The following is a 15,741-nucleotide window of genomic DNA, read 5'->3' on the forward strand; positions in this document are numbered from 1 at the left end:
CTGGTGGAGACCGATCCGCGCTTTACCCAGGAGAAGCAGTGGCTGAGCAGCGACTATATGCAGGAGAAGCTGACGCAGAACAGCGATAACGTCCTGAAGCGCCTCGGCGACGGCTTCTACGAGCAGCGTCTGATCCGCGAGCAGGTGATCAACCTGACGGGGCAGCGTTATCTGGACGGCTACAGCAACGACGAAGAGCAGTACAAGGCGCTGATGAACAACGCCATCGACTTCAGCCAGCAGTACAACCTGACGCTCGGCGTGGCGCTGACGCCGGAGCAGATGGCGCTGCTGACAAAGGATATTGTCTGGCTGGTTAACGCGCAGGTCAGGCTGCCGGATGGTTCCAGCCAGACGGTGCTGGTGCCGCAGGTTTACGCCCGCGTTCAGCCGGGCGATGTCGACGGCAGCGGCGCGCTGATTGCGGGCCGCAACCTCAACCTGAACCTGAGCGGCGGGCTGTTTAACAGCGGCACGCTGGCTGGACGCGAAGTGGTGAAGCTGAGCGCCGACAACATCACTAATCTGGCGGGCACCATCAAGGGCGCCAGCGTCGATCTCCGAGCCCGCACCGATATCAATAACATTGGTGGCGTCATTCAGGGCAGCGACGCGCTGCTGGCCAGCGCCGGACGGGATATCAACGCCATCAGCACCACGCGCAGCGTTGAGAGCCAGAGCGGCGATAACCGCTTTGCGCGCACCACCGTCGACAGCGTGGCGGGCATGTACGTGCAGGGCGACGACGGCAGGCTGATCCTGCAGGCGGGACGGGATATCAACCTGACGGCGGCGCAGGTGGTCAACAGCGGCAAAGCGAGCCAGACGGTGCTGCAGGCGGGCCGCGACCTCAGCCTTAACACCGTTACCACCGCAAGCCGTGACGATATCGTCTGGGACGGCGACAACAGCCTGAAGCAGGGCAATACCCAGGAGATCGGCAGCGAAGTGGTGGGCAAAGGCGACGTCTCGCTGCTGGCAGGCAACGATCTTAAGGCCCGCGCCGCCACTCTGTCGGCCGACCTCGCGCTGGCGCTGACTGCCGGACAGGATGTTACGCTGACGAATGGTGAGAACACCCAGGATCTGGACGAGCGGCATAAGGTGACCGGCAGCAGCGGCTGGCTGTCGAAGAGCACCACCACCACGCGCGACCAGATTGCGCGCCAGACGGCGCAGGGCAGCGCGCTGAGCGGCGACAGCGTCACGGTCGCGGCAGGCAAGGATCTGCGGGTGCAGGGCAGCCAGATCGCGGGCACGCACGACGTTGCGCTGCAGGCGGGCAACGATCTCAGCGTGGTGGGCGCGACGGAGCGCAACAGCGAACAGCATCTGGCGCAGGAGAAAAAGAGCGGGCTGTCGGGCACCGGCGGCATCGGCTTCAGTTACGGCACGCAGAGCCTGAAAACCACCGACACGGCGCAGGCGCTGACGAACCAGGGCAGCACCGTCGGCAGCGTGAACGGCAACGTGACGCTGCAGGCGGGCAACCGTCTGGACGTTAACGGCTCTGAGCTTATCGCCGGTAAAAACCTGACGCTGGACGGGCGCGAGGTCAGCGTCACCGCGGCGGAGAACCAGAGCAGCCAGACGCACAGGGTGGAGCAGAAAACCTCCGGCCTGACGCTGGCGCTCTCCGGCACGGTGGGCAGCGCGCTCAATACGGCGGCGCAGACGGTGCAGGAGGCGAAGTCCGCCGACAGCGGACGGCTGGCGGCGCTGCAGGGCACCAAAGCGGCGCTCAGCGGCGTTCAGGCGACGCAGGCCGCGCGGCTGGCGGCGGCGCAGGGCGACAGCCCGGAGAACAACAACGCCATCGGCGTCAGCCTCTCTTACGGCAGCCAGTCCTCCACCTCCACCCAGCGCAGCGAGCAGCGCACCGCCCAGGGCAGCAGCCTGACGGCGGGCGATAACCTGAGCGTGGTAGCGCGCGGCAGCGGCGTGAAAGGAGCCGACGGCGACCTGACGGTGCAGGGCAGCCAGCTGCAGGCTGGTAAAGATGTGCTGCTGTCGGCAAACCGGGACCTGAACCTGCTGTCGGCCGCGAATACCTCCTCGCTGGAGGGGAAAAACGAGAGCCACGGCGGCAGCCTGGGCGTGGGCATCGGCGCGGGCCAGGGCGGCTGGGGCATCAGCGTCTCCGCCAGCGCCAACAAGGGCAAAGGCAGCGAGCAGGGCAGCGGCGTCACCCACACCGAAACGCAGGTGAGCGCGGGCAACCAGGTGACGATGGTGAGCGGGCGCGACACCACTCTTCAGGGGGCGCAGGTGAGCGGCGAGAAGGTGAAGGCCGACGTGGCCCGCAACCTGACGCTGGCGAGCGAGCAGGACAGCGACCGCTACGACTCGAAGCAGCAGAACGCCAGCGCGGGCGGCAGCTTTACCTTTGGCTCGATGACCGGCTCGGCCAGCGTCAACGCCTCGCGCGACAGGATGCACAGCACCTGGCAGAGCGTGGAGGAGCAGACCGGCATCTTCGCGGGCAAGGGCGGCTTTGACGTGAGCGTCGGAGAGCACACCCAGCTGGACGGGGCGGTAATCGGCTCGACCGCGACGGCGGATAAAAACCGGCTGGAGACGGGTACGCTGGGCTGGAGTGACATTGAGAACCACGCGGACTATAAGGTGGAGCACCAGAGCGCGGGCATCAGCACGGGCGGCAGCATCGCCGGTCAGTTTGCCGGGAACATGGCGAACGGGCTGCTGGTGGGGGCGAACCACAGCGGCAGCGACAGCTCAACGACGAAGGCGGCGGTGAGCGAGGGCGCGATAGTTATCCGCGACGGGGAGAAGCAGACGCAGGACGTGAGCGGGCTGAGCCGGGACGTGGCGCACGCTAACCAGACGCTGTCGCCGATATTTGATAAGGAAAAAGAGCAGAACCGGCTGCAGGAGGCGCAGCTGATTGGGGAGATTGGCAACCAGGCGGCGGATATCGCCCGGACGGAGGGGCAGATAGCCGGCGAGAAGGCGAAGCGTGACCCGGCAGCGCTTCAGGTAGCAAAAGAGGCGCTGGTCGGGAAAGGCAATCTGCAACCAACCGCCGACCAGATAGCGGAAGAGGCGTACAACACGGCGATGGCGCCGTTCGGCACAGGAAGCGCGCTGCAACAAGGCATGCAGGCGGCCACGGCGGCGATACAGGGTCTGGCGGGCGGAAATATTGGTCAGGCTGTGAGCGGCGCTGCGGCGCCTTACCTGGCGGAGCAGATACATAAGCTGACGGAAGGCAACCCGGAAGCAAAAGCGATGGCCCACGCGGTGCTTGGTGCGGTCACGTCGTATGCGTCCGGCAACTCAGCGCTGGCAGGCGCGGCGGGTGGAGTCAGCGGCGAACTGATGGCGCAGCTGGTGATGAAGCAACTTTACCCGGGGAAAGCTGTTGGGGACCTGACGGAGACCGAGAAGCAAACGATAAGCGCGCTGGGGATTTTAGCAGCGGGGCTGGCGGGCGGCGTGGCCGGAGACGGCACGGCGGATGCGGTGGCGGGTGCGCAGGCGGGGAGGAATGCGGTTGAGAATAATGCGCTGTCTGGCCTTGACGGGTTCGGCACCGGCTTCTGGAACAATGTTCAGGCTCAGGGTTCACTGGTAAATAATACCAACCTCATAGATGAAAAGGGCAAAGTGCTAAACCCGGCAACAACAGAAGAAATTAAGTATGCCTCTGATAAGCTGGCGACAGGGCAATTACCTGATGGCCAGAACGCGGCAACCGGCTTGTTAACAGCTTGGGGGGCTGGAGCGACCACTGTTGTAGCGCCTGTTCTTTTGCCAGCTACAGCAACAGCAGGAAGTGTCATCGGTGCAAGCGCTATTGGTGGTACGGCTAATGTGTTTAATCAGCTAAATAGTGGGGAACCGTTCAGTGCTACTGATGCACTTATTGCCACAGGTATCAGCGGAGTAACTCAGGGTAAAGGGTTCTGGTTTACGGAAGCAGTGAGTATTACTGGAGCATATGTGGGAGCTAGCTTGCAGGGAAAAGATGCCGCAGCGCCGATGATCGGAGCAGGTTTAGGTACTCTCGGTGGCGCAACTATAGGTAAAGGAGTGGAGAAGGTGCAGGCCACCATCCCTCAGTTTACGATACCTAAAATAACAGGGGCGGTCGCTGAATCTGCCGGTTCTGAATACCTTGGTAGTTCTGCACAAAGCTTGGCGGAAAAATTTCAAAAAAAATTGGAGAAAAATAATGCCAAATAAAAAGTTGAAGCTTTTAGTATTGTTGGTGGTTTCATGGGTTATTGGGCTTTCTGTATTTCTTATTGGCGGTAAATTACTAATCGCATCAGCATCCTATTTTTTAGTAGGTGATTTTGATTTTAATAGAAGTGATTTGATAAAAGGTGCTGAAATATCAATTGGCTGTGGGGTTATTATTGGCGTGGGCCAGAGTCTCATGTCTAAAGAAAAATCAGACTGATTATTGACCCCTGAGTAAAAAAAGATATATCCGGGTAGTTGGCTGAAATGATCTTTTAAAGGCCTATCGTAAGACGTTAAGCTTGCTGGACACGCTGGCGGGCGGCGTTGCCGGAGACGGTACGGTAAGTGCGGTGGCCGGGGCGCAGGCGGGGAAAAATGCGGTTGAGAATAACCATCTTAAAGCCGAGCAAATAGACGATTTTGCGGCGAGAGCGAAAGGGTGAGGTAAGCACTTAGGCGAAGTTAATTTTTCTATGCAGGTAAGAAAACCAGCTGATCCGTCAGGCTGACATAATTTGAAGGTTAAGTAATGAAACTTGTTGATTATAAAGAAACGTTCATATCCAGAGGTTCTGTTTTTCGATTGCCTGCTGTTTGGCCATATGAAGAATGGGTCGATTTTATGGTGTTAGAGACTCAGGATGATGAACGGCCATATGGTTTGATTATTTCATCTGGATATAAAGCAGGTTTATTTTTAATAAAGTTACCTATTGAAAGTATATCTGATGAAGGGCTCGGGTTAAGTACACAATGGCTTATCAATAACTGGGCGGAATGGATTTATCCAGAGTGCGATATGGAGAATGTACACATTTTAGATGAATATGTGGCGACACCTATCGATTAATAGACAACCTGGGGATGTATTAAATGTTGTAAGCCAAAATGGAATAGTCCGGTTCCTTGAAGGGCAAACGGTCAAGTCTACTGGCCTTAGTCAGTTTAAATCATTTCAATTATTGAGGATGAATTGATAATTAATTTTGACCAGGCTGTCGAGAAGGCTTCTAATTATTTGAAAGGGAGTGATGTTCCAGTCGTATTACACTATGGGGGCGTTTTTCTGAAGGATGGTTTTTTGTTTTCAATCTCGAGAATATCTTGAAATAGGGGGGGCAACTCAGCATTGCAGGTAATGCGACCTTTATAATAGACAAGGATACTGGCGAAGTTCATGAGCTTGGGACTGCATACCCAATTGAGAAATATTTACAAGATTATGAAGAAAAGAAAAATAACATTCGATAGTAAACACAAGCTTATAACTAATCGTTCAGCTGGACGGGGCGGTAATCGGTTCCACCGCGGCGGCGGATAAAAACCGGCTGGAGACGGGTACGCTGGGCTGGAGTGACATTGAGAACCACGCGGACTATAAGGTGGAGCACCAGAGCGCGGGCATCAGCACGGGCGGCAGCATCGCCGGTCAGTTTGCCGGGAACATGGCGAACGGGCTGCTGGTGGGGGCGAACCACAGCGGCAGCGACAGCTCAACGACGAAGGCGGCGGTGAGCGAGGGCGCGATAGTTATCCGCGACGGGGAGAAGCAGACGCAGGACGTGAGCGGGCTGAGCCGGGACGTGGCGCACGCTAACCAGACGCTGTCGCCGATATTCGACAAGGAAAAAGAGCAGAACCGGCTGCAGGAGGCGCAGCTGATAGGTGAGATTGGCAACCAGGCGGCGGATATTGCCCGGACGGAGGGGCAGATACGGGCCACGAACGCCGGTAAGGCGGAGCTGGCGAAGAACGGCATAAAAGAGCCGGGCGAAGACGCGTCGACGAAAGAGTGGGCAAGGTATAACGAGAAGCTGACGGCGACGGACAGCTATAAGGCGGCGCAGCAGCAGTGGGGAACGGGCAGCGCCATCCAGCAGGGCATTCAGGCGGCGACGGCGGCGGTGCAGGGTCTGGCGGGCGGCAGCCTGGCGCAGGCGGCCAGCGGAGCGGCGGCGCCTTACCTGGCGGAGGTCATCAAACAGACCGCGCCGGATGAAGCCAGCCGTATAATGGCTCATGCGGCCGTAGCCGGAGTGATAGCTGCAGCACAGGGCAATTCAGCGCTGTCCGGCGCGGCTGGCGCAGCGACCACGGCGGCAATGGGTGAAGCCATCAAGAATGCGCTGTATGGCAACGTGCCGGTCAGCCAGCTGAGCGAGGAGCAGAAGCAGACGCTGGTCGCACTGGGCACGGTTGCGGCAGGGCTGGCTGGCGGCCTTACCGGTAACTCAGCAGCTGACGCGGTCACAGGCGCACAGGCTGGCCAGAATGAAATCAGTAACAATATGTTCAGCGCGGGCATGTTGCAGCAGATGCTGGCACAGGAAACGCTGAACTCGGCGGCGATGGCCGAAGCGGGTAAAGGCGGTGCAAACGAGCAGGCGGCGCTGGCGCTGACCAAAAAGGTAAAAGAAGGACTGGATGCAGCATGCCTGGCAAATCCCGGCTGCGTATTGATGGCAATAGTATCGGCGCAGAGCCAGCAGCATACGAATGGAGCAGGCAGCAAAACTGAAACCGTGCCGGTTAATGATGATTTGACCGGAGGAAAGCTGGTGAATCCGGCTGCGGATGAAACTAAAGGGACGTCGCTGGTTACGCCGGATCGGTCGCCGGGACAGGGAGTAAGCCATACAGGAAATACTGAAGGTGCGCCTGATACGGGCGGTAATACCACGGTAACGCCGGTCTTTGGACAAGATATAAATGATTATATCTATTTGGCTGAAGGTGACAAACCTGCAAATTTATCTCCTGAAGGAAGCGCAAGAGCAGGAGCGTTTAATGAGGCTAAACGTCAATCAGGTATCCCAGTCAGCCAAAGCCCGAGCAAAGTTCATCCAAACGTAGATAAACGCGGTAATCCACAACCCGGATATATATATGAATTTGATGTACCAAAATCAGGTGGTGGTACAGAAAAAATATATATTAGGGATGACGCCGGCGGGCATTTCTTTGGTGAGGAAAATCCTCAGAACCGAGGGCCACATTTTAACGATCCTAAAGGAAATCATTATGATTACTAATGTCTTTTTGAGGTATGCAGAGGATGTATCAACAGCTAATGATATAGCTGATTTTTATAGCCGTTATTCTATAGAAGGTATAAATATTTCTGCGGTTAGTTGGGAGTTTACTAAACAGACAAGAAGAGACGGTAGCGAAGAGTTATTAAAGATGATGATAAAAAAATTATTATCAGTTAATGATCTGGAGGGGGCGGAAATGAGGGTTGTAGTTGAACTTTCGGCTGTGCAGCCTGATAGCGCTATAGTTAACCATAAAAAATTATGGGGGCTGCTTCAAGATCGAGGTATTAATGTTGACAAAGTGTCCGATAAAATCAGTTTTCTGCAAAAACAAAATGATGGGTTGAGGGTTTCAGGAACTGGAATAATTGATTTGTCTCAGAATGGGGTGATTGGTAGCCTGATAAATACTGAAATTAACGTTTATTTTTCTATAAGCCGATATAAATTTAAAGAAATAGATTATGGAAAGGGACGGTCTCACTGGATGAATGAAACCTGGAAAGAAGGGGGGGTTGTTTTTTTTGCATTAGGATTTTTTGACGAACCATCTTGTGAAATTGTGGCAATGGGTAATAAGAAAGAACTTCGTAATCTCATTACTGATTAGAATACTGTGACGTCACACAGCTAATTTAACTTGAATTTATGAGCCTATAGTCGCCAGAAAAAATTTAGTAATGATGAGACAACTACGAGAAGAATCATTACCCCATGCAATGCATAAGCAACAGCAGGAAATGATAGCGGTATGTCCTTCCAGTTCCTCTGCTTGTAAAGAAAATAGCGAGACATTCCGGCTGAACTAAGCAAAGCAGGTGCATCGGCCGGATATGCGGTTGGTAATGTTATCGAAGTTACTGTGGGTAAAATATTAAATCATGTATCGAAGCAATATGAATGGGTACCGTCTGGCGTATGGACGATTACGAAGCCTGTATCCCAGCACCCTTTACCATCAGTTGCAGGGGATATTGGAGATTCTATAGCATCAGGTTTGGTGCCAAGTTATTTGGAGAAAAAAGAGGAGGCTAATAAATGATAAAGAGTCTCATAGTGTTAGTTAAGGTTTTTGTGCTATTGTTATTAGCAATGGGTTTTATAGTTGCAGCCTTCTTCTTCTTTTTTGAAGGGTTAAATTATTTATCTGAAGGTGTTTTTAGTTTCGATAAGCTATGGCGAGGTTTAAAAGGTGCTTTGTTTGGGGCTATTCCCGCTAGTCTTATTTTATGGTTTTTCTATTATCTTGTGCCTTTATTAAAAAAATGATTAATTCCTATTAAGATATTCTTTATGTAAAGCTCCTGTTCTGAATGATACGGGCAGTGCCATCCAGCAGGGTATTCAGGCGGCGACGGCGGCGATGCAGGGGCTGGCGGGAGGGGCAACCTGGCGCAGGCGGCCAGAAATGCGTCAATTCATAACTCATTGATGCCCAATGATTAACCTGAAGCTAAGTAGCTTACGATAAACTCGCTGGCACAGGCAGTTGGAACCAGTGCAGCGGGAATAGCGGCGGGCATTGGCAAAATATCACGGCAGGTAAAGGTTATAACCCCACAATGGCGTGGAATGCGGCAGGGGGGTATTATCAGGCTGAAATCAGCGGTGACGATCCTTTTATGACAGCACTGCTGAGCAAGGCTGGTTATGCAGCAGGTAACGTTATCAAAGTGCCAATGGATAAAATATTTAACCCTGTCTCGAAACAGTATGAATGGGTGCCGACAGGCGTATGGACAATAACTAAACCAGTACCGCAAAGTTCAGTACCATCAGTAATGGGGAACTTAGGGGATACTTTTGTTTCAGGCGCAACCGGAGATGCTTTGAATAAAACCTTATCTGGAGGTAAGAATGAATAAAAATGAAAATCGAAAATCTATAGGAGCGTTGTTTTTTTTGTGCTTTTGTATATGTATAGCTTTGGTTCTTATTGGGACGTTTTCTTATCTTTTACGAGGTTGGTTGCTTTGGGATTTTAATAAGCCATTCCCTTTTGGAAAGAATGAGATTGCTATAATATTGAAAATTAGCTTGCTGGGTCTTCCGACAGGATTTGTGTTTTGGGTTTTCAATATTCGTTAGGGCTGTAATTATTTACGGCCATTGCAAATGTTGCAATGAATCCGGTTAATGAACAGCGGGCAGACGCGGTAGCAACGTGTACAGACCGAGAAGATCAATATAAATCTGAGCACCTATTTTGTTAGTCCATGAGTACGAGTAAAAACTTTTCGAATATTGTGAAATATTATAAGTTTTATTTATAAATACATAAAAAGAATTATTTTCATTATAAGTTGGAGGTTTTGTGAGATTTGTAGCAGTAACCCCCTTTACTTTAATTTAACCGGCTGCATGAGGAGCAGCTGATTGGGAAGATTGGCAACCAGGCGGCGGATATTGCCCGGACGGAGGGGCAGATAGCGGCGACGAAAGCTGCGAACGAGCGGATAAAGACGGTGACGCCAGAGCAGCTGAAGGCGGCGGAAGCGGAATGGCGGAAGGCGAATCCGGGCAAAGAGCCGACGACGAACGATATCAGCGGTCAGGCTTACCAGACCTTCTATAACCAGGCGTTTAATGAGAGCAGGTTCGGCACCGGCGGGAAGATTCAGCAGGCGATTCAGGCGGCGACGGCGGCGGTGCAGGGTCTGGCGGGGGGCAACCTGGCGCAGGCGGCCAGCGGAGCGGCTGCGCCTTACCTGGCGCAGGTCATTCACGACATGACCACCACAAAAGGCCCGGACGGCAAAGATGTTGTTAACGTCGAGGCGAACCTGATGGCGCATGCGGTGGTTGGCGCGGTAACGGCTTACGCGGCAGTCAACAGCGCGCTGGCGGGCGCCTCGGGCGCGGCGATGGGCGAGTATATCGCGCAGCAGATGTACCCGGGGGTTAAACGTGAAGACCTGACGGAGGAGCAGCGCCAGACGATAAGCGCGCTGGGTACGCTGGCGGCCGGACTGGCGGGCGGCGTGGCGGGCGACAGCACATCGGGCTCAGTGGCGGGAGCGCAGGCGGGAAGGAATGCGGTTGAGAATAACTATTTGGGTAATCAACAACGCCTGGAACGGGATAAAGAATTCGATGCCTGTAAGAGGAGTGTGTCCTGCCAGATGCAAGTGGGGGCTAAGTGGGATGCTATCGATCTTGGTCAGGAGACCGCCTACGGAGCTGGTATGCTGGTTGGTGTTCCTTAGTGACTTAGTGATGCAGTCGAAGGTTTATCGAAATCCATCACAAACCCTGCTGAAACCTACGATGCCATCAAACAACTCATAGCAAGCGATGACATCTTTAGCACTTTGTCGGATGCTATAAAGCAAAGTTACATTGACCGTATTAATCTGATGGAGTCCGAGTATCAGAGGGCTGGTGCCGGTGGTGCGTACAATGCTGGTGTTGAGCTGGTAAACTCGTGTCAGAACTTATTGGTACTGTACCGGTGGAGTTGGAGTTGTAAAAACGAGTACGGCTCTGACAGAGAAGAGAGTTGCAAAATTCGCATCCAAAGCCGAAAAGACTATACCTGACATAACTTCATCAGCCTGGAAACCTGACGAAGGTGAATTTAGTCAAAAACCAGATAAAACAGTTAATAATGTAGAGCATAAAGAGGGCGCATATGATGGAAATTCACTACCTTATAAAGATACGATTGGTACTGTAGCGGATGGTAAATACTATATAGATATTCTTTCTCCTGAAGCGAGACAACATATATTATATAGTGAAGGTTCTACTAGTGGTGGTCATACTTTCCCAGACAATCCCGGTAAAACAACTTTTCCGTCGAATTGGGCAGCAGAAAAGATAGTTCATGAAATAGGGGATATTGCTACTTGACCGAGTACTAAATGGTATGCGCAGACAGGCACTGGCGGATTATATACTAGCAAGGGGATCCAGCAAAATGGGTTGTCTATGAAGTTTGAGATGGTGTAAGGCTTCGTGTTGTATATCAACCAGCTACTGGATAGGTAATAACAGCATTTCCTGATGGCAAATCTATTCCAGCACAGTCTGAACCGATAAAGAAATAGCAAGGAATATATAAATGTTCGGTAACAGAATTACCCAGTTAGGGGAAGGCTTTGAAGATCGGTTAGAATCAGCTTTGATAGAAGGGGCTTTAGATTATATCCAATATAATGAAGAGCCTCTTGCCTTTGAGATATTATGTGATCATATAAGTGAATATAATGTTGCGATAACTTCAGAAGAATATGAAAAGATAGCCAATCTTATAAAGGAAATGAACTTAAATATAAATGAGGCTCCATTTAAATATTTAAAACAGTTAGTAATATAAATAAAAAATCCCGCTTCTACCCCAGCGGGATTTTTATCTGCTTTACCCTTCAGTGGCCAGTCGGACAATTAGTTGCCCGGCTCGGCAGCACCTCAATCTTCTGTGCCGTCTCAAATTCTAGCATTTTCTCCCAGTTGCCCTTAAGCGTAATGGAAAGAAAAGGTGTAAACGTTCGTGAATCCCGGATATAACCGACAGTATATCTGCGGTAGCACAAGGTTATGTCGAGACGAAGCAGGGATTAGAAATTGCAGCGGCTTAAATGACATCATTATTTGGTCAGGCTGTGGCTAATAAAGTTACAGCATTAGTTGATAAAACGAAAAAATATCCTTCAGGGATTGGTTTTAAAAATTAATCAACCGGAACACTTAGCTCAACTTGATGGATATTCGCAGAAGAAAGGAATTAGCGGTGCATATAAAGCCGATGCCTTCAAAAAAGCTTTGGTTGATAATAATGTGGAATTATTTCTGAAACTCCAACAGGAATCAAAGGTATTGCTCAGGTTCAGTATTAAATCCCCAAAAAAGATGCTACTGGGAATACGACTGGTAAATATAAAGGAAATGGATCCAAGCCATTTGAGAAAACCATTTATGATTGTGAAATATTTACAGATGAGAAAATGTTGCAACTTGGTCAAGAGGCAGCGGCAAGTGATTATGCCAATGCAATAAAGAATGGATTCCAGGCATATGATGCAAAAGCCGGTGGTGTTACGTTCAGAGTATATATTGATCAAAAAATAGGCGTTGTAAGTAACTTCCACCCGAAATAGGAGTAACTATGAATAAATATATATTTGAATTGCCATATGAACGTTCTGAGCCGGGTTGGACCATAAGATCATACTTTGACCTTATATATAATGAAAATAGGTTGTTGGACGCTGTAGAAAGTATAGTTAACAAAGAATCTTATATTTTGGATGGGATTTATTGTAACTTTCCTGATATGAATAGTTATGATGAAAGCGAACATTTTGAAGGTGTTGAATTCGCTGTCGGCTATCCCCCAGATGAAGACGACATAGTGATCGTAAGCGAAGAAACCTGTTTTGAATATGTTCGTCTGGCCTGTGAAAAATACCTTCAGTTACACCCCGAAAATACTGAAAAGGTAAAAAAATTACTGTCTAAAATCCCATCCTGAGTAAAGATCCCGGCAACTGCGCCGGGATATTACTTTAACCGTCAGGCTTACCAGACCTTCTATAACCAGGCGTTCAGTGAGAGCGGGTTCGGCACCGGCGGCAAGATTCAGCAGGCGATTCAGGCGGCGACGGCGGCGGTGCAGGGTCTGGCGGGGGGCAACCTGGCGCAGGCGGCCAGCGGAGCGGCTGCGCCTTACCTGGCGCAGGTCATTCACGACATGACCACCACGAAAGGCCCGGACGGCAAAGAAGTGGTGAACGTCGAGGCGAACCTGATGGCGCACGCGGTGGTAGGCGCGGTAACGGCTTACGCGGCGGGCAACAGCGCGCTGGCGGGCGCCTCGGGCGCAGTGATGGGCGAATTTATCGCGCAGCAGATGTATCCGGGAGTTAAGCGTGAGGACCTGACGGAAGAGCAGCGCCAGACGATAAGCGCGCTGGGTACGCTGGCGGCGGGACTGGCGGGCGGCGTGACGGGCGACAGCACGGCGGGCGCAGTGGCGGGAGCGCAGGCGGGAAGGAATGCGGTTGAGAATAACTGGCTGAGCGTGCAGGAGAAGACAGAGCTCGAGATAGCGAAACAGACGCTTAAAAACAGTAAAGCTCCGGCTGAGCGTGAAAAGGCGCATAAAATCAATGAGTTGCGCGAGAAAAATATCGCCAGTGATAAAGCTGTTATTGATGCGTGTGGTAACGGTAATGCAGCCAGTGATGCCTGCGCTGGCGCAAGGCTGAAAGTGATCGGGGCGAAAGGAGAGTACGAAACCGGGCAGTACAATAATAAAGTCAGCCAGATGTATCCTGATGCCTACGGTCAGATAGTGAACCTGCTGAATATCACCAGCGTTGATGCACAGAATCAGCAGCAGGTTAAGGATGCAATGGTTAATTATGCAATGGTGCAGCTTGGGGTTGATAAGGCGACGGCTGGGAACTATGTCGAAACCTATGACGGGATGAAGGCGGTTGCCGCTTCGATGACACCAGTATTGGGTGCGGCGGCTGTCAGTAAACTCAGTAGACTGGCTGAAAAGGTTGTTGTTTATCCATCGGGAATTAATTTCAAAATTGAACAACCAAAACATCTGGCAACCGTCGATGGTTTTACACAGAAAAATGGGATCTCAGGTGGTCATAATGCCAGTGCATTTTATGATGCGGCGAAAGAATACAATGTGAAGATAGTCAGTGAAACACCGACGGATGTTAAGGGTATTACAGAGGTGAAATATCTGGTTCCAACCAAGAACAGGGATGGAAGCCTTACTGGTGAATACAAAGCAGCACCAGAAACTAAAACCATATACGATCCAAAGGTATTTACAGATGAGAAAATCCTGGAGCTTGGGCAACAGGCTGCTGCTAATGGTTTCAAGGAAGCGATGAATAGCCCGAACGGTACAGCGAATGTTATGTCAGGCGGTGTTAGCTTCAGGATATATGTTGATAAATCTACAGGTACGATACGGAACTTCCATCCGAATTAAGGCGTTGGATAAATAAATATGAGTAAAAACTTGTTCGAGATGTCAGATGTTTACTCCGGCCTTAATGAGGTCGTTGTAGGTTATTTCAACATCATGTCATCTGGTAGGAATTTTCTGGAAGTTATTGAGCATATTGTTGAGAGAAGTGGCTTTAACACTGATGGTGCCTACTGCAACTTTCCTGATATGAATAGCTTCGATGAAAGCGAGCATTTTGAGGGTGTTGAATTTGCTGTAGGTTATCCGCCTTCTGAAGCGGAGACCGTCATTGTCAGTGAAGAAACCTGTTATCAGTATGTCCGCTTAGCCTGTGAAAAATATCTTCACCTACATCCCGAAGAAACGGATAAAGTTAACAAATTACTGGCAAAAATCCCGTTTTAAAACAGAATATCCTGGCCCCGTGCCGGGATATTTTTATCTGCCAGTTGAATCACTCCTCAGCCAGCCGGATGATCAGCTGCCCGCGTTCCACCGTGATCTTAACTAGCTGCCCGGTCTCAAACCCCGCCTCTTCCAGCAAGTTGTCCTTAAGGTGAAGGCTGGGGCAGCGGCTGTAGTATGTGGTTGTATCGTTACGGTCTGCATGACGGATGCTGGTATAACCCACCTTCAGCTGCCGTAACGCTTTGAAAATATATCCTTCTGGCTTATTACCGTACTCAGCCATGATCAACTCCTTATCAGTTGATTGGCGAAATTGGCGTCCAGGTCGGTGATATTGCCAGGACGCAGGGGCAGCGGTGGGCGAAGCATTTGGGATAATCTCGAGGTTTTATTACGGGAAATCAGCGAATGAATTGAGTGAAGAGGAGAAACAGACAGTCAGCGGGCTGGCTACACTGGCGGCGGGATTTCTCCTGGTCAGGCAGGATAATCAGCAAGAAGCCAACCACGCTGGCGCGCTCGCGGGAGGATTCCAGCGTGTCGATAGTGGCGAACGTGGTGTTGTCTTTTCCGGCCAGCAGAGTGGCTATTGCGGCCATCACACTTTTACCGCTGCCGCCGAGGCCGATGACCTCAAGGAACATCTGCCAGTCATAGCGGTTTGCCAGCACCATAAATAACGCCGCGAGGATGCGCTCCTGCTTGTCGTGATTATGTCCGGCCGCCCGCGTTAACCAGCGCCAGAATGCCGGAGCGTGGTCTGCGAGGTTTTCACCCGGACGCGGGGAGATGTAGTCCACGCTGTTGACGGTGCGCAGCCAGTGCTCGCGTCGGTGCGGGCTGAAGGTGCCTTTCGTGGTGTCATAAACGCCGTTACGGAAGCCAATCAGGCGGCAGGACGGTTCCCTCATCAGCGGCACAATAAGCTTGAGCGTATCCAGCACGCTGCCAAGACCGGCGGGCGAGAACGGGGCGCGCACCTTCTGAAACCGCGCGGCGATTTCCCGGCGCAGGTTTTCGCCTCATCACCTGCCATGCGCCGTTCTCATGTCGGCTGATATCTTCGACTACTACACACACAAAAAAGCCCGCCAGGCTTACGCCGTGCGGGCTTTCAGGACTTCTACAGATGACTCTGGTAATCATCTT

Annotated in this window: 13 protein-coding genes and 7 pseudogenes; 18 read left to right on the forward strand and 2 right to left on the reverse strand. The window is 51.6% G+C overall.

The features are described from left to right. Positions 1 to 3 precede the first annotated feature (3 nt). From LB453_RS23395 to cdiI (LB453_RS06830), 17 genes and pseudogenes are all read left to right on the forward strand, one after another. The gene (locus LB453_RS23395; RefSeq protein ID WP_224481624.1) at positions 4 to 4,206 is read left to right on the forward strand and encodes a hemagglutinin repeat-containing protein; all 4,203 of its coding nucleotides are present in this window, start codon (positions 4 to 6) and stop codon (positions 4,204 to 4,206) included. Next, positions 4,196 to 4,426: a hypothetical protein gene (locus LB453_RS06755; protein WP_146053799.1), complete on the forward strand. Its 231-nt coding sequence runs from the start codon at positions 4,196 to 4,198 to the stop codon at positions 4,424 to 4,426. The genes LB453_RS23395 and LB453_RS06755 overlap by 11 nt, the downstream gene beginning before the upstream one ends. Positions 4,427 to 4,508: 82 nt before the next feature. Beyond that, positions 4,509 to 4,652 (forward strand): VENN motif pre-toxin domain-containing protein, encoded by a 144-nt coding sequence (locus LB453_RS06760; RefSeq protein ID WP_103794409.1) that lies wholly within the window; start codon positions 4,509 to 4,511, stop codon positions 4,650 to 4,652. An 86-nt stretch (positions 4,653 to 4,738) separates the two neighbouring features. After that, entirely contained in the window at positions 4,739 to 5,059 is a 321-nt protein-coding gene (gene imm45, locus LB453_RS06765; RefSeq protein WP_103794408.1) for an Imm45 family immunity protein, read from the forward strand. Positions 5,060 to 5,185: 126 nt separating this feature from the next. After that, positions 5,186 to 5,460, forward strand: a pseudogene (locus LB453_RS06770) (YrhB domain-containing protein). Positions 5,461 to 5,486: 26 nt separating this feature from the next. Further along, positions 5,487 to 6,497: pseudogene (locus LB453_RS06775) on the forward strand (VENN motif pre-toxin domain-containing protein); the annotation flags it as partial. Between the two features lie 171 nt (positions 6,498 to 6,668). Then, entirely contained in the window at positions 6,669 to 7,241 is a 573-nt protein-coding gene (locus LB453_RS06780; RefSeq protein WP_224481760.1) for an HNH/endonuclease VII fold putative polymorphic toxin, read from the forward strand. Beyond that, a complete protein-coding gene (locus LB453_RS06785; protein WP_103794406.1) occupies positions 7,231 to 7,854 on the forward strand; it encodes a hypothetical protein in 624 nt (207 codons plus the stop codon). Before LB453_RS06780 ends, LB453_RS06785 begins: the two co-directional genes overlap by 11 nt. A gap of 428 nt (positions 7,855 to 8,282) precedes the next feature. Further along, positions 8,283 to 8,513: a hypothetical protein gene (locus LB453_RS06790; RefSeq protein ID WP_103794404.1), complete on the forward strand. Its 231-nt coding sequence runs from the start codon at positions 8,283 to 8,285 to the stop codon at positions 8,511 to 8,513. A gap of 293 nt (positions 8,514 to 8,806) precedes the next feature. Then, positions 8,807 to 9,109, forward strand: coding sequence for an adenylate cyclase (locus tag LB453_RS06795; RefSeq protein ID WP_103794403.1), 303 nt, complete (start codon positions 8,807 to 8,809; stop codon positions 9,107 to 9,109). Further along, on the forward strand, positions 9,102 to 9,332 hold the full coding sequence (locus LB453_RS06800; RefSeq protein ID WP_146053798.1) for a hypothetical protein: 231 nt from the start codon (positions 9,102 to 9,104) through the stop codon (positions 9,330 to 9,332). Before LB453_RS06795 ends, LB453_RS06800 begins: the two co-directional genes overlap by 8 nt. 266 nt (positions 9,333 to 9,598) lie before the next feature. After that, positions 9,599 to 10,303, forward strand: a pseudogene (locus LB453_RS06805) (VENN motif pre-toxin domain-containing protein); the annotation flags it as partial. 1,004 nt (positions 10,304 to 11,307) lie between these two features. After that, positions 11,308 to 11,562 carry a MafI family immunity protein gene (locus tag LB453_RS06810; RefSeq protein ID WP_103794401.1) on the forward strand — a complete coding sequence of 85 codons (255 nt, stop codon included), beginning with the start codon at positions 11,308 to 11,310 and terminating at the stop codon, positions 11,560 to 11,562. Between the two features lie 211 nt (positions 11,563 to 11,773). Continuing rightward, positions 11,774 to 12,343 (forward strand): annotated as a pseudogene (locus LB453_RS23400) (CdiA family toxin C-terminal domain-containing protein); the annotation flags it as partial. 8 nt (positions 12,344 to 12,351) lie between these two features. Further along, positions 12,352 to 12,717, forward strand: coding sequence for a ribonuclease toxin immunity protein CdiI (gene cdiI, locus LB453_RS06820; protein WP_146053797.1), 366 nt, complete (start codon positions 12,352 to 12,354; stop codon positions 12,715 to 12,717). A gap of 36 nt (positions 12,718 to 12,753) precedes the next feature. After that, positions 12,754 to 14,205, forward strand: a pseudogene (locus LB453_RS06825) (VENN motif pre-toxin domain-containing protein); the annotation flags it as partial. Positions 14,206 to 14,223: 18 nt separating this feature from the next. Continuing rightward, positions 14,224 to 14,589: a ribonuclease toxin immunity protein CdiI gene (gene cdiI, locus LB453_RS06830; RefSeq protein WP_103794399.1), complete on the forward strand. Its 366-nt coding sequence runs from the start codon at positions 14,224 to 14,226 to the stop codon at positions 14,587 to 14,589. A gap of 49 nt (positions 14,590 to 14,638) precedes the next feature. Here cdiI (LB453_RS06830) and LB453_RS06835 read toward each other — a convergent pair whose 3' ends face one another. After that, entirely contained in the window at positions 14,639 to 14,875 is a 237-nt protein-coding gene (locus LB453_RS06835; RefSeq protein WP_224481626.1) for a SymE family type I addiction module toxin, read from the reverse strand. Positions 14,876 to 14,948: 73 nt separating this feature from the next. On the opposite strand from LB453_RS06835, the pseudogene LB453_RS23405 reads away from it, so the two are divergent. After that, positions 14,949 to 15,056, forward strand: a pseudogene (locus LB453_RS23405) (VENN motif pre-toxin domain-containing protein); the annotation flags it as partial. Between the two features lie 3 nt (positions 15,057 to 15,059). Here LB453_RS23405 and LB453_RS06840 read toward each other — a convergent pair. Beyond that, positions 15,060 to 15,657: pseudogene (locus tag LB453_RS06840) on the reverse strand (DNA primase); the annotation flags it as partial. Positions 15,658 to 15,741: the final 84 nt, after the last annotated feature.

The organism is Pantoea agglomerans (assembly GCF_020149765.1).
Taxonomy (GTDB): Bacteria; Pseudomonadota; Gammaproteobacteria; order Enterobacterales; family Enterobacteriaceae; genus Pantoea; species Pantoea alvi.

Bases quoted from the DNA above. Each gene is read 5' to 3' on its own strand.
- LB453_RS06755 (WP_146053799.1), top strand. From the start codon at position 4,196: ATGCCAAATAAAAAGTTGAAGCTTTTAGTATTGTTGGTGGTTTCATGG.
- imm45 (WP_103794408.1), top strand. From the start codon at position 4,739: ATGAAACTTGTTGATTATAAAGAAACGTTCATATCCAGAGGTTCTGTT.
- LB453_RS06780 (WP_224481760.1), top strand. From the start codon at position 6,669: ATGGCAATAGTATCGGCGCAGAGCCAGCAGCATACGAATGGAGCAGGC.
- LB453_RS06785 (WP_103794406.1), top strand. From the start codon at position 7,231: ATGATTACTAATGTCTTTTTGAGGTATGCAGAGGATGTATCAACAGCT.
- LB453_RS06790 (WP_103794404.1), top strand. From the start codon at position 8,283: ATGATAAAGAGTCTCATAGTGTTAGTTAAGGTTTTTGTGCTATTGTTA.
- LB453_RS06795 (WP_103794403.1), top strand. From the start codon at position 8,807: ATGGCGTGGAATGCGGCAGGGGGGTATTATCAGGCTGAAATCAGCGGT.
- LB453_RS06800 (WP_146053798.1), top strand. From the start codon at position 9,102: ATGAATAAAAATGAAAATCGAAAATCTATAGGAGCGTTGTTTTTTTTG.
- LB453_RS06810 (WP_103794401.1), top strand. From the start codon at position 11,308: ATGTTCGGTAACAGAATTACCCAGTTAGGGGAAGGCTTTGAAGATCGG.
- cdiI (WP_146053797.1), top strand. From the start codon at position 12,352: ATGAATAAATATATATTTGAATTGCCATATGAACGTTCTGAGCCGGGT.
- cdiI (WP_103794399.1), top strand. From the start codon at position 14,224: ATGAGTAAAAACTTGTTCGAGATGTCAGATGTTTACTCCGGCCTTAAT.
- LB453_RS06835 (WP_224481626.1), bottom strand. From the start codon at position 14,875: ATGGCTGAGTACGGTAATAAGCCAGAAGGATATATTTTCAAAGCGTTA.